The sequence below is a fragment of the Nocardia sp. NPDC056000 genome (assembly GCF_042269265.1).
Taxonomy (GTDB): domain Bacteria; phylum Actinomycetota; class Actinomycetes; order Mycobacteriales; family Mycobacteriaceae; genus Nocardia.
Genome location: NZ_JBHJXS010000003.1, coordinates 673,810 through 686,010 on the forward strand (window position 1 = coordinate 673,810; position 12,201 = coordinate 686,010).

At 66.2% G+C, this 12,201-nt stretch carries 14 protein-coding genes; 8 read left to right on the forward strand and 6 right to left on the reverse strand.

Going from position 1 to position 12,201, the window contains the following annotated elements; all coding sequences use genetic code 11:
• Positions 1-279: 279 nt before the first annotated feature.
• Together ACFC4D_RS11750 and ACFC4D_RS11755 are read left to right on the forward strand one after the other, a co-directional pair.
• Positions 280-1,188 carry a hypothetical protein gene (locus ACFC4D_RS11750; RefSeq protein WP_375952155.1) on the forward strand — a complete coding sequence of 303 codons (909 nt, stop codon included), beginning with the start codon at positions 280-282 and terminating at the stop codon, positions 1,186-1,188.
• A gap of 245 nt (positions 1,189-1,433) precedes the next feature.
• The gene (locus ACFC4D_RS11755; protein WP_375952152.1) at positions 1,434-2,216 is read left to right on the forward strand and encodes an SAM-dependent methyltransferase; all 783 of its coding nucleotides are present in this window, start codon (positions 1,434-1,436) and stop codon (positions 2,214-2,216) included.
• An 87-nt stretch (positions 2,217-2,303) separates the two neighbouring features.
• Here the strand turns inward: ACFC4D_RS11755 and ACFC4D_RS11760 are convergent, their stop codons facing one another.
• Complete coding sequence (locus ACFC4D_RS11760; RefSeq protein ID WP_376062679.1) at positions 2,304-3,206, reverse strand: LysR family transcriptional regulator; 903 nt, start codon at positions 3,204-3,206, stop codon at positions 2,304-2,306.
• Positions 3,207-3,310: 104 nt separating this feature from the next.
• Here ACFC4D_RS11760 and ACFC4D_RS11765 point away from each other — a divergent pair, with 104 nt between their 5' ends.
• A complete protein-coding gene (locus ACFC4D_RS11765; RefSeq protein WP_376062680.1) occupies positions 3,311-4,165 on the forward strand; it encodes an NmrA family transcriptional regulator in 855 nt (284 codons plus the stop codon).
• Complete coding sequence (locus ACFC4D_RS11770; protein ID WP_375952144.1) at positions 4,162-4,662, forward strand: DUF1772 domain-containing protein; 501 nt, start codon at positions 4,162-4,164, stop codon at positions 4,660-4,662. Before ACFC4D_RS11765 ends, ACFC4D_RS11770 begins: the two co-directional genes overlap by 4 nt.
• A gap of 36 nt (positions 4,663-4,698) precedes the next feature.
• Here the strand turns inward: ACFC4D_RS11770 and ACFC4D_RS11775 are convergent, their stop codons facing one another.
• Positions 4,699-4,974, reverse strand: coding sequence for a YggT family protein (locus tag ACFC4D_RS11775; protein ID WP_364634659.1), 276 nt, complete (start codon positions 4,972-4,974; stop codon positions 4,699-4,701).
• Positions 4,975-5,061: 87 nt separating this feature from the next.
• The gene (locus ACFC4D_RS11780; protein ID WP_376062681.1) at positions 5,062-5,670 is read right to left on the reverse strand and encodes a GNAT family N-acetyltransferase; all 609 of its coding nucleotides are present in this window, start codon (positions 5,668-5,670) and stop codon (positions 5,062-5,064) included.
• 98 nt (positions 5,671-5,768) lie between these two features.
• On the opposite strand from ACFC4D_RS11780, the gene ACFC4D_RS11785 reads away from it, so the two are divergent.
• A complete protein-coding gene (locus tag ACFC4D_RS11785) occupies positions 5,769-6,398 on the forward strand; it encodes a DUF4232 domain-containing protein (RefSeq protein ID WP_376062682.1) in 630 nt (209 codons plus the stop codon).
• On the opposite strand, the gene ACFC4D_RS11790 is transcribed toward ACFC4D_RS11785, so the two are convergent.
• On the reverse strand, positions 6,382-7,335 hold the full coding sequence (locus tag ACFC4D_RS11790; RefSeq protein WP_376062683.1) for an MBL fold metallo-hydrolase: 954 nt from the start codon (positions 7,333-7,335) through the stop codon (positions 6,382-6,384). The genes ACFC4D_RS11785 and ACFC4D_RS11790 overlap by 17 nt on opposite strands.
• A gap of 98 nt (positions 7,336-7,433) precedes the next feature.
• Between ACFC4D_RS11790 and ACFC4D_RS11795 the strand changes: the two genes are divergently transcribed.
• Entirely contained in the window at positions 7,434-7,850 is a 417-nt protein-coding gene (locus tag ACFC4D_RS11795; RefSeq protein WP_364634646.1) for a MerR family transcriptional regulator, read from the forward strand.
• On the opposite strand, the gene ACFC4D_RS11800 is transcribed toward ACFC4D_RS11795, so the two are convergent.
• Both ACFC4D_RS11800 and ACFC4D_RS11805 read right to left on the reverse strand, forming a co-directional pair.
• On the reverse strand, positions 7,837-9,150 hold the full coding sequence (locus tag ACFC4D_RS11800; protein ID WP_376062684.1) for a cytochrome P450: 1,314 nt from the start codon (positions 9,148-9,150) through the stop codon (positions 7,837-7,839). The genes ACFC4D_RS11795 and ACFC4D_RS11800 overlap by 14 nt on opposite strands.
• A gap of 135 nt (positions 9,151-9,285) precedes the next feature.
• Positions 9,286-10,263 carry a helix-turn-helix transcriptional regulator gene (locus ACFC4D_RS11805; protein ID WP_376062685.1) on the reverse strand — a complete coding sequence of 326 codons (978 nt, stop codon included), beginning with the start codon at positions 10,261-10,263 and terminating at the stop codon, positions 9,286-9,288.
• A 61-nt stretch (positions 10,264-10,324) separates the two neighbouring features.
• On the opposite strand from ACFC4D_RS11805, the gene ACFC4D_RS11810 reads away from it, so the two are divergent.
• Together ACFC4D_RS11810 and ACFC4D_RS11815 are read left to right on the forward strand one after the other, a co-directional pair.
• Positions 10,325-11,461 carry an epoxide hydrolase family protein gene (locus tag ACFC4D_RS11810; RefSeq protein ID WP_376062686.1) on the forward strand — a complete coding sequence of 379 codons (1,137 nt, stop codon included), beginning with the start codon at positions 10,325-10,327 and terminating at the stop codon, positions 11,459-11,461.
• 81 nt (positions 11,462-11,542) lie between these two features.
• On the forward strand, positions 11,543-12,112 hold the full coding sequence (locus ACFC4D_RS11815; RefSeq protein ID WP_375952121.1) for a DUF308 domain-containing protein: 570 nt from the start codon (positions 11,543-11,545) through the stop codon (positions 12,110-12,112).
• The last annotated feature ends 89 nt before the right edge of the window (positions 12,113-12,201 follow it).

Genomic DNA, 12,201 nt, shown 5'->3' on the forward strand with positions numbered 1-12,201 from the left:
TTCTGATTGGGGCGCAAAAGGATTCGTTTCGTGTTGTTGCGTTGGAAATGACGGAACCAACGCTACGATTTGGCCATGTCGAGCGTGTGTAACTACCCGGGATGCAGCAAGCCGATTACCAAGGGCGGAGGGCCGGGGCGGCCGTCGGAATACTGTGGGCACCCGGATCACACGCGATGGAGGGCCTGGCGGGAACGGCAGCGGCGGTTACAGGAGGAGGCCGAGGTACCGGCCGCGAACGTCACTGTGACACAACAGGGGCCGGTGACCGTGGCTCGAATGCGGGCCGATGAGTTGCTGATTCAGTTCCGGGCGCTGGCTGATCAGCTGGGGAATACGCTCTCGGGGGCGGTCGCCGAATTGTCCACGCTGGCAGACCCTTCCATTGCGGAGGCGCAGGTCCAGGCCGTGCAGGCGGATGCGGCTCGCCGGATCGCCGAGGCCGAGATGGCCGCGGTGGCGGCCGAGAAGGCACGGCGGGACGCCGAAGAGTCCAGGGCGGCAGCGGAATCGGCGGCCGAGGACGCGGCAGGTGCCGCCGAGCAGGCCGAGGCCCGGATCGCCGAGGCGATGAGTTCGCGCGATGACGCGCTGCGCGAGGTGGAGCGAATCACCAAGCAGGCGGGCGATGATGTGTTCGCCGCGCGCACCGAAGCGGAGCAGGAAGTTCGCACGGTGCGGGGCGAGGCCGCCGAGGATGTGGAGCGGGCGCGTCAGCAGGCGAGCGAGGAGATCGAACTGGCCCGATCGAAGGCCGCCGCCGAGGTGGAGCAGGTGCGCCGCGAGAGCGGTCAGAAGATCACGGCGGCCGCTGCCGAGCGGGATCTGGCCGTCCAGCGGGCCGCCGATGCCGACCGCGCCATCGAACGCGCGGAACAGGCTGCGGCCGAACGCAATCAGGTGGTCGCCGAGACCCGGGACGAATTGACGCGGGTGCGAGCAGAACTGGAACGCGTCCGCACCGAGGCCGCCGCCACCCGGCAGCGCGCCGCCGACGATATATCGGCCCTGCGCGCCGAAGCCGCGGCGACACTGGATCGAGCGCGCCAGGAGTCGGCCGCCCGCATCGCCGCCCTCGACGATGCCCGCCAGCAGATCTCGGCCCGCGCCGAACGCGCCGAACAGCAATTGGACGCAATGATCGCGACACGCCGCCCGGTGGCCGAGAAGAGCACAGTTGGCGATTGACCGACCGGTTCGTCACGGATCGATGCACGCACCGCCGTTCGCAACAAGTGAAATGACATCGGAACGTGCAGCGATGCCGGTGATTTGAAGGGCACAGCGGCGGTATCGTCAGGGGGAAAACAGCGCTCGGGCGCAGACCCTATCTGGAATGATCTTCAATCAACGGTTCTGGCCGTCAGGACTACCGTGTGTCGGAGACCGCCGGGGCACGGAAGGTAAAGGGGTGTCACTTGAATATCAACGCCATGCGAGCACGGCAATCCCGGCCGAGTGTGGCGCGTGTGTACAGCTACGTACTCGGTGGACGAGACAACTACGGCGTGGACAAGAGCGTCGGCGACTACTTCATGAGTGATCTGGCCGGTTCCGAACAACTCGCGATCACCAACCGCGAAGCCGTCCTCCGCGCTGTACACAGCATGGCCTCCGATGGCATTCGCCAATTCATCGATATGGGTTGCGGTTTGCCCGCCACCGAGAATGTCCACGAGGTCGCGCGCCGGCAGCATCCCGATGCCCGGGTCGTCTACGTGGACAATGATCCGTTCGTGGTCGCCCATGGCCGCGCACTGCTCGCCGTCGACGAGGGCATCGATGTGGTCGAGGGCGATGTGGGCAAGGCCGCGTGGATTCGTGAACATCCGGCGGTCGAGCGGCTCATCGATTTCGACCAGCCGGTCGGTGTGCTTTACGCGGCAACGCTGAGCTTCCTGGAGGACGAGGAAGATCCGGCGGGCGTCGTGAAGTTCTGGACCGATCAGGTCCCGTCTCGGAGCCAGGTCTACATCGCGCACTTCCGCACCGGTCGTACCCGCGAGGCCCAGGCCACCGAACGCAAGATCCTGGAAGCCTTCGGCCGTGGCCGCTGGCGCACCGATGACGAGATCCGCGCCTTCTACGGCGATCTCGACATTCTCGAACCGGGTATCGTCCCGTGCGCCCAGTGGCGTCCGGAACCCGGTAAGGGTGAACATCAGCTCAGCGATTGGGAAGAGATGGTCGTCTCCGGGCTCGCACGTAAGCCCTGACGCCGTATTCGGCCTTGGCATAAGGCATTTGAGCGCCCGGACCGGTGAAATCACCGGTCCGGGCGCTCGTCTGTCGAGGCTGTGCGATCACCGATCGTCCGCGATCTTGCTTACCCGCAGCGCGGTGTCGTTGAAGGCTCGGACGCGAGCGGTTTCGCGGGATACCCGCCAGACGAAACCCCATTCGATGGGTAGCGCGTCGTCGATCGGAAGGTAGCTGATGTCAGGGCGGAGATAGAAGTGCGCGGTTCGAGCTCCCACGACGAAAGCGCCTTCGCCCGCGCCGATCAGGGCCAGCAGTTCCTGGAAGGTGTAGGCGATGGGCCCGTGGGCGATCGGACGGCCGCTCGGGGTACGGGCCGGGGTTCGGTCGTCGCGGACCGAAGCGGGGATTGTGCCGGGCATGCGCAGCAGAGTTATCTCTGCCAGGTCTTCTTGGGAGAGTGCGGTTTTGGCGGCCAGCGGGTGCGTTCGGGGCAGCGCCAGCATGCGTTGTTCGCTGACCAGGGTGGGCCCGGTCACCAGATCGGGTTCACTGACAGGGCGACTGATCAACACCATGTCGTATTCCTCGCTCCGCCAGCCCTCCAGGCCGTCGGTGTGCTGGACTTCGCGGAAGCGGACTTCGGCACCGGGATGTTCGGCGCGGAACTCCTTGATGGTGTCCATGATGAGCGGGCAGACCGCGGCCGCGCCGACGAAGCCGACATCGAGGATGCCGTCGGTGCCGCGGCCGGAGGAGGCTGCGCGGTCCAGCGCCAGCTGCACCTGACGGAGACCGGGAGCCAGGTCCTCATACAGTTGGCGACCGATCGGGGTGAGGGCCACTCGGCGGCTGGTGCGTTCGAAAAGCGGTGCGCCGAAACGACGTTCGATGGCCTTGATGGTCTGGCTGATGCGGCCGGTGGAGACCCGCAGGCGTCCGGCGGCCCGGCCGAAGTGCAACTCCTCGGCTACCGCGAGGAATGCCTCGATCTCGTACCGTTCCACGAACCCTCCAAGTCGATCGTTGAGCGCAGCAGTACAACCGTTGACACATGAGTCGTTGTTCCCGTCGGCCGCGGCGCTGATCCTCGAATCAGGCAGATGGCCGAATGAAACGAGGGATTGCCGTGAATGACAAGCAGACCGTTCTGGTGCTCGGCGGCACCGGGAAGACCGGCCGCCGGGTGGCGCAGCGACTCGAGGCGCTGGGTGTGCCCGTCCGGATCGGATCTCGCACCGCCACACCACCTTTCGACTGGGAGAATCCGGCTGGTTGGGCACCCGCGCTAGAGGATGTGCGGGCCGCGTACGTGAGCTTCCAGCCCGATCTCGCGGTGCCCGGTGCCCCGCAGGCGGTGCGGGCCTTCGGTGAGATGGCGGCGACGGCTGGAGTGCAGCGGCTGGTACTGCTCTCGGGTCGTGGTGAGGAGGAGGCGCAGCAGGCCGAGAAACTGCTGGCCGACACCGGCCCGGAACTGACGGTGGTGCGCTCCAGCTTCTTCGCGCAGAACTTCACCGAAGGTCAATTCGCACAGGGGATTCGGGACGGTCAGTTGATCCTGCCGGTCGGCGCGGTGCCCGAACCGTTCATCGATATCGAGGATATCGCCGACGTGGCGGTCGCCGCGCTCACCGAGGACGGGCACGGCGGCAAGATCTACGAGGTGACGGGGCCGCGCCTGCTCACCTTCGCCGAGGCGGTTGCCGAAATCTCCGCTGCCACCGGACGTTCCATCGACTACGTGGAGGTGACCCCGGACGAGTACGGTGCCGCGCTGACCGCCGACGGTCTGCCCGCGGATCTGGTGGAGTTCCTGCTCTACCTGTTCACCACGGTGCTGGACGGCCGCAATGCGCGCATCGATGACGGCGTGCGGGAGGCACTCGGCTGGGGCGCACGCGATTTCGGTGATTTCGCCCGCGCCGCCGCGGCCGCTGGCATGTGGGACGAGTCGCCGCGATGAGATCCATTCGCACCATCAGCCTCGTCACCGCCGCGATAGTCACCGGGCTGATGGCGGGCCTGTTCGCGGGGTTCGCCTACGCGGTGATGCCGGGCCTGAAGCGCAGCGGCGACGCGGCGTTCATCGAGGTCATGCAGAACATCAATGCGGCGATTCTGAATCCGCTGTTCATGACGCTGTTCATGGGCGGGCTCGCGGTGGGATTGGCTGCGGTGGTGACCAATTGGCGCACCGGTGATCCCGCCGTGCGGTATTGGACGCTCGCCGCGTTCGCCTGCTACGTCGTGATGTTCGCGATCACCACGGGGGCGAATGTGCCGCTCAATGATCAGCTGGCCGCGGCGGGCGATCCCGCTACCATCGCGGATCCGGCCGCGGTGCGGGAGAAGTTCGAAGGGCCGTGGGTGGCCTGGAATATCGCTCGCGCACTGGTGAATACGGCGGCGCTGGGATGTTTCGCGGCGGCGCTCCTGCGCGCCGGACGGGCGACCCGCTGAAGCGGTGCGCCCGGAAGCGCACCGCTTCCGGGCGCACTACAGGCTGAACGCCACCGAACGCAGCACCAGCGCGACAATGAAAACGATCGTGAACGCGAGATCGATGGCCAGTCCGCCCGCGCGCAGCGGCGGCAGCACCTTGCGCACGGGCGCGATCACCGGTTCGGTCCACTTGTGGGTGAAGGTCCGTGCCTTGTACGCCCAGTCCGGCGGGCTGCCCGCCACCGCGATCCAATCCAGCACCATGCGCGCGAGCATCAGCACGATGAATGCCGTCAACAGCCATCCGAGCACTCCGCCGATGAGACTCATGACCAACTCCTTCGTGGTGGCCGGATCGGCCGATGTCGCAGATCGTAACGCCCGGTTTGCGCACCGAACGGTTGAGCGGACGGTGTGTCAGGTGCGGGGCTCACGCCACATCGGCCACAGCAGCGGGCCGCCGTCGGTGGCATCGATCTCGCCGGTCACCTCGAAACCGAAGCGCTCGTAGTAGGGAACGTTCGAGTCCTTGCTTGATTCCAGGTATGCCGGAAGTCCTTCGGCATCACAGCGATCCAATCGCGATGCCAGCAACGCCTTGCCATAACCTTTGCCGCGCCCGGCGGGCAGCGTGCCGATGGCGGCCAGGTACCAGTGCGCCGGATCGTGCGGATGCACCGCGGCCATCTTCTCCGCCATGCGCCCCGCCATGCCGAGCCGCGTCCGGAAGGCGCGAAGGAAGCCGGGCAGGGCGCGCAGACTATTGCGACCTTCGGAGTAACCCGGCGGCTCCCAGATGGCCGCGCCGACCACGGTCCCGGAGTCGTCGATCGCGATATCGACACCGCCGTGGTCGATGCGGTCATATCTGGCCAGGGCGGCGAACATGATGGCGGCGCGCCGCGTCCGGGACGCTTCATCGGGCAGCAGCCAGGAGAAGATCGGATCATCGGCGAAGGCGATCCCGAGTACCCGGGCAAGAGTGGGAATATCCGAACGCTGGGCCTGACGCACGGTGATCTCCATTTCCTCACCGTACTGGCGGTGTCCGATTCGCGCCCGCAACACCGGGTGCACGGCACGCGACAATATGACCATCGACCGCTACACGGCAGGGGAGTGGAATGGGTACGAGGACAGCACGATACGCGGGAATGGCCGTCTGCTGCGTGGCACTGGGATTGTCCGGATGCGCGAGCAACTCGACAGATTCCGGGCAGTCGTCCGCGACACCGCCGACTGACACCGGGGTCGCCGCCCGGGTATCGCCCTCGCCGAGCACCGGCGGCGCGCCATCTGTCCTGCCCACCTCCCCGCCGACGACCTCCACCGCACCCGCGCCGTGTGGCAACGGCCAGGTCGTGGTGGACGCGACGATCATGTCGCCCGGTATGGGGCATCGCGGTGTGCGCCTGAACTTCTCGGCCGCCCGGGACAGCCAGGCGTGCACATTGACCGGATATCCCGGGGTCGATACGGGTGCCGGTGGCCCGCTACTGCATGCCGAACGCACCCCGCGCGGATATATGGGCGGGCTCCCCTCCGGTACCGACACTCCACCGACGGTGGTCCTCGATGCCGCTCACGGCGCACAGGCCGTTGTCGAGGGCGTCGCGTTCGACGACAGCGGCACCCAGTGCGCCACCTACACCGATCTGCGGGTCACCGCACCGAACACCACCGATACGGTGACCGTCGCCGCGCGGATCGACACCTGCCACCTACAGGTCCATCCGGTCACCGCCCCGCAGTAGCCGAATCCGATGCGGTAGCCAGCGTGCGGGTGGCGTCGTGGTCGTGGGTCGGGATCACGGCGGCGAACTCGCGCGCCAGATGTAGTCGATGCAGGGTCTTGAAGGCCAGATCGCGGTCGGTGTCCACGAAATTGCCTGGGAACGCCGACTTTTGGCGAATCTGCTGGACCTGCAGCTCATGCCAGGCGGCATCACCGGCCAGCAGAATCCAGCCGCGTTCGGTGAAGGCGAGGATTCCGATGCTCCCGGGGGTGTGGCCGGGGAGATCGACCAGCACGATGCTGCCGTCACCGAAGAAATCACGACTGCGGGTGAAGGTGAGCACGGGCGGGCCGTCCAGTTCGAATTGGCTGACGGGACGGTCCGCTAGCGAGTCGCGGACACCGCCCACCGGTGCGACCGGACCGGAACTGATCCACTCGTATTCGGGACGATGCAGGTGGACGGGCAGCCCGGGAAGATCGAGCAGACCGCAGACGTGATCCCAGTGCGCATGCGTCGGCAATGCGAAATCCGGTGCGGGCAGATCGGGTTCCAGGCCCAGCGCGGTGACGGTCGCCAGGGTTTCGGCGGGCGGGCGCACGATGCCGCGCAGTGTCGCGGGCAATTGTGCGATGGCCCGGTGTTCGGCGTCCAGGCAGACGCTCGGATCGACCAGGAAGGTCGCATCCGGATGCTGGACCACGAAGGTGGTCAGCGAATTGGCGATCCGGCGCGGCCGGAAGGAACCCTCCACCACCATGACCGTCGGCACCGAACGCGGTGCCTGCGCCAGTGCGGTGACCTTGACCGTGCGACTCGGGGTGGGCAGGCCCGCATCGGTGATCGAGCGCAGGAAACGCTCGTCGACCGGGCGCGGACGGACCATACCGCGCAGCAGACCGGTTGCCGCGGCGCAGCATTGGGCGAAACTGGGGGAACGCACGGGATCCGACATTGGTTGCACTCTCTGTTCGGTGCCCGGAAACCTTGGTCGGTCGCCGGGAGTGCCGAGAGGCTAAAACTTCACGTCGACATGAAGTAAAGAGGCGAATGATGACTACCGCGCAGGACCTGCGGATCGGCGATGCGGCGGCCGCACTCGGGATCGAGGCGCATGTGCTGCGGCACTGGGAGTCGGTGGGTCTGCTGTATCCACCGCGCAGCCCGTCGGGACACCGCAGCTACGACTCCAACACCCTGGACGTGGCTCGGCTCATCCGACTGCTCCAGCGAACCGGGCTGTCACTGAGCCAGATCCGCCAACTGGGTGTCGGCGCCTGCGATGACAGACAGGACCTGATCGCGGGCAAGCGCGCCGAAATCCAGCGGCAGGTCCTGCTATTGCAGGCCACCGAGCGTTTTCTCGCGCACCTGACCGAGTGCAGTCATCCGGTCATCGCCGAATGTCCCGAGTGTTCCGAATTCACCAGGGCGGATTCGGAACTCCCGCGCCAGCTCAGAGCAGGGTGACCCGAACCGGTGCACCGTGTGCCGGAACATGGGTGATATTCCGGATCCGGGACCGCTCGCCGGTGACTCCCTCGGGCAGCGATAGGCGATAGCGGGTGAGGATCTCGCGCAGTACGGCCGTGCCCTCCATCAGCGAGAAACCCGCACCGATGCAGCGCCGCACCCCACCGCCGAACGGCAACCAGGTATTGGGCGTGACCGAACCGTCCAGGAACCGCTCGGGCCGGAATGCGGCGGCGTCCGGGAAGTTCTCGGTGCGACTGTGCGCCAGCAGAATCGAAGTGGACACCACCGTGCCCTTGGGCAGGGTCTGCCCGCCGATGGTCATATCGCGGGTGAGCCGCCGACCGGTCCCCGCGATTATCGTGCGCAGGCGCATGGACTCCTTGAGTACCGCCTCCAGATACTTCTCATCACCGTCGTGCGCGGCCCGCCGCGCGGCGTCCTGCACCTCGGGATGCATCGCGAGCTCATGGCAGGCCCAGGACAGTGCCGAGGCCGTGGTCTCATGTCCGGCGAGCAGCAGGGTGATGAGCTGATCCCGCAGTTCGGCATCGGAAAGCGGTGTGTCCGAGGGGTTCTCCCCGGATCCGACCGCGAGCAGCCGGGACAGCACATCGGCGCGGTGTTCGAGATCGGGATGTGCGCGACGCTGGGCGATCTCGCCGTACAGCAGTTCGTTGATGGCGTGCTGGTTCTCGCGGAAGCGCTTCCACGGCCCGCGCCGGTCCAGCCACGGATATTTCCAGCCGAAGAAGATGATCGGATTGATATTCACGATCCGGCGCAGGCGCGGTGCGAGCTCACCGCGGCGGCGCTCATCGGTCATCCCGAAGACCACCTGCATGATGACGTCGAGGGTGAGCTCGTTCATGCTGTCCAGGGTGGGGACGGTCGTGCCGTTCGCCCATCGATCGATATGCGATTTCGCGATCGATTCCACCAGGGTGCGATAGCCGCGCAACGAGGATCCGGCGAAGGCCGGCATGAGCAGCCGCCGGGCGCGAGCGTGTTCGGCCTCATCGGTGAGCAGTAGCGAATGCTCGCCCATGATGTGCACCAGCAGCCGATTGCCTTCGCCCGCATGCAGATCGGCCGGATCGGCGGCGAAGATCTCGCGAATATGTTCGGGCCGGGAGAACACCACCACGTGCTCGGAGTACGGCGGAATCAACTTCAGCGAGAAGGTATCCCCGTATTTGCGGGCCGCCGACTGCAAAAGCGCACCGCGCCACTTTGCGTACACTGTCGTCTGGACGATCCTCGGCAACCGGGGGCCCGGTGGATACGCGGTGGTCACAATGCCGATCCCTTCGCTGGGGCCGCTGCGATGCGGCCGCCGGAGACGCTCATTACAGCCTAGAGCTCCGCGCGGACCGGCGGCAGTGGGCAAGCAACTTCGCACCCCGACGCGCCGATACCTATTCCTCGAACGTCACTGTGACGCAGCAGGGTTCGACCTCGACCCCACCGCATTCGCGCAGCGGCGGGCCAATATCTCGATCTGCTCGACCAATTCCGGCGGCTCGACGACCGTGAAATCGGTATCGATCGAGGTGATCATCCAGGACAGCGCCCACGGTGAATCCGCGCCGACGTGCAGCAGACAACTCGAATCGTCGACGGCCTCCAAAACACCCATACCGCTCCAGATTCGGTCCTCGAGCTCGGCGGCCGAACGATGCAGGGTGACGGTGGCCCGATACGGCCAACTGGCGGAGGACAATCGGTGCGATAGGAAGGCCACCACATCACCGTCCGGTGGATCGCGGGGTGCGAAGCGCGGCCCGGTCGGAATGCGCGGCCGCAGCCGATCGACCCGATAGGTGCGCCAGCTCCCGCTCCCGGTATCCCACGCCACCAGATACCAGTGCCGGTTGAAGTTCACCACCGCGTGCGGTTCGACCTCCTTGATCGATTGTCCGCCCGCGTGATTGGTGTAGTCGAAGCGCAGCCGTTCATGGCGATGGCATGCGTCGGACAGCGCGATGAGCGTCTCCGGTTCCACTCGTGGCGCACCGGGTTCCACCCGCACCACCGATCGTTGCAGTCCCTGCAAACGATGCCGCAATCGCGACGGCAGCACCTGTTCGAGCTTGCTGAGCGCCCGCAGCGACGCCTCCTCGATCCCCGTGACCGTGCCGCCGGTGGTGGTGCGCAATCCGACCGCGACGGCGAGAGCTTCCTCGTCGTCGAGCAGCAGCGGTGGCAAGTGACTGCCCGCGGCGAGCCGGTAGCCGGCCGTGCCCTGCATGGCGTCGACCGGATAGCCCAGCTCGCGCAGCCGATCGACATCGCGGCGCACCGTGCGCGAGCTGACGCCGAGCCGTTCGGCGAGCTCCGCGCCCGACCAGTCACGGTGGGTTTGCAGCAGGGACAGCAGGCGCAGCAGCCTGGCCGAGGTTTCGAGCATGCCTACAGATTCGCACGCGCTTAGGACCGATCCTGACCTAACCGATTTCTATCGTTGAGTCATGACCACTTTCGAGCCCTTCCGCATCGATATCCCGGCCGCCGACATCGACGATCTCAATGCCCGCCTCGCCGCCACCCGCTGGCCGGATGAGCTGCCCGGTGTGGGCTGGAACTACGGCATCCCCACCGCCTACGTTCGCGAAATCGCCGAGTACTGGCGCACCGAATACGACTGGCGCGTCCACGAGGCGGCCCGGAATCGCCTGCCGCAGTTCGTCACCGAGATCGACGGGCAGCGTGTGCACTTCCTGCACATTCGCTCGAAGTACGAGAACGCACTGCCGCTGGTGCTGGTGCACGGCTGGCCGTTCGAGGATTTCACCGAGGTGATCGGCCCGCTCACCGATCCGGTCGCGCACGGCGGCAGTCCGGAAGACGCCTTCCACCTCGTCATTCCGACGTTGCCCGGTTTCGCGTTCTCCGGTCCCACCCGGGAGCCCGGTCAGGCCGCCACCGAGCGCAGCGCCGAACTGATCGCGAAACTCATGGCGGCACTGGGCTATACCCGCTACGGCGCGCAGGGTGGCGACGCGGGTTCCTTCATCGCACCGCAGCTGGGTCGCATCGACACCGAACATGTCGCGGGCATCCATCTCAATGACCCGATCACCATTCCGGCCTGGGGCGATGACGGCTCCGCCTACAGTGCGGCCGATCAGGAGAAGTTGGCCGCCATGCGGGATTGGAGCAGTCAGGAGACCTCCGGTTACGCGGGCATCCATTCCACCCGTCCGCAGACGCTGGCCCCGGCGATCGCCGATTCACCCGCCGGGCTGCTGGCCTGGATCCTGGATGTGGTCAACACCTACTGCGATCCCGCGAAGCCGACGCCCGATGCCGCCATCGACCGCGATCTGCTACTGACCAATATCGCCGCCCTCTGGTTCACCAACACCATCGGTTCCTCGATGCTGCTGTACAAGGAATCCGGTCAGTGGGGAGCCGATGTCCCGAACTCCGGTGTCCCGACCGGTGTGGCGGTCTTCCCCGGCAATAAGACCGTCCGCGGTGTGGCCGAGAACCAGAACACGGTCGTGCACTGGTCGGAGTTCGATCGCGGCGGTCACTTCGTCGCAATGGAAACGCCCGACCTGCTCACCGCCGATCTGCGCGATTTCTTCCGTAAGCTGCGCTGACGCGTTCGCCGCACCGGGTGCGGACATGCCGAATCTGCCTGTCCTCCAGCGACTTGGACTAATCGGTCATACAATTCGGCTATGCCCACCAATCGGATCGAGGGGCGTACCGCGGTGTTTGCCGACTGGGCTTGGCAGGCATTGCTGGTCACCGGCATGTGTTCGGTCGGCGTCGGTATCACGCTGGCGGTCTGGCCGAACAAGTCTGTGACGGTCGAGGGCATACTGTGCGGACTGGTATTGCTGGCCACGGCCGCGTTCCAGCTGATCGCGGCATTCGGTGCAAATATCGCCACTCCGCTCAAGGTGTTGCAGTTCCTCGGCGGTGTGACCGCGCTGTTGCTGGCGCTGTGGTGCATCAACAGCGGGCAGTGGGTGTTGTTGCTGGCCTTGTGGATCGGAATGGGCTGGATGGTCCGCGGTGTGGTGCTGGCGATCACCGCGGCCTGGTCCGATGAGTTCGTGGGGTCGGGCTGGCAGGAGATCATCGGACTGGTGACCGCCGGGGTGGGCATGGTGATCGCGGTCGGGCCGTTCGAATCGATCGTCTCGCTGTCCATCGCGGTCGGCCTGTGCACCGCGCTGCTCGGGGCCAGCGAGATCTGGACCGCCGCGCGAGTCGAGCACACCGGGGTCGGCGTCACCGCCTGACGTACCGACACCGTCGAAATTCCCTAATTGCCGCATGTTTGCCGGTACGGTTTCCGCTATTCGTGAACTCGTGGGATCCGACCGTGCGA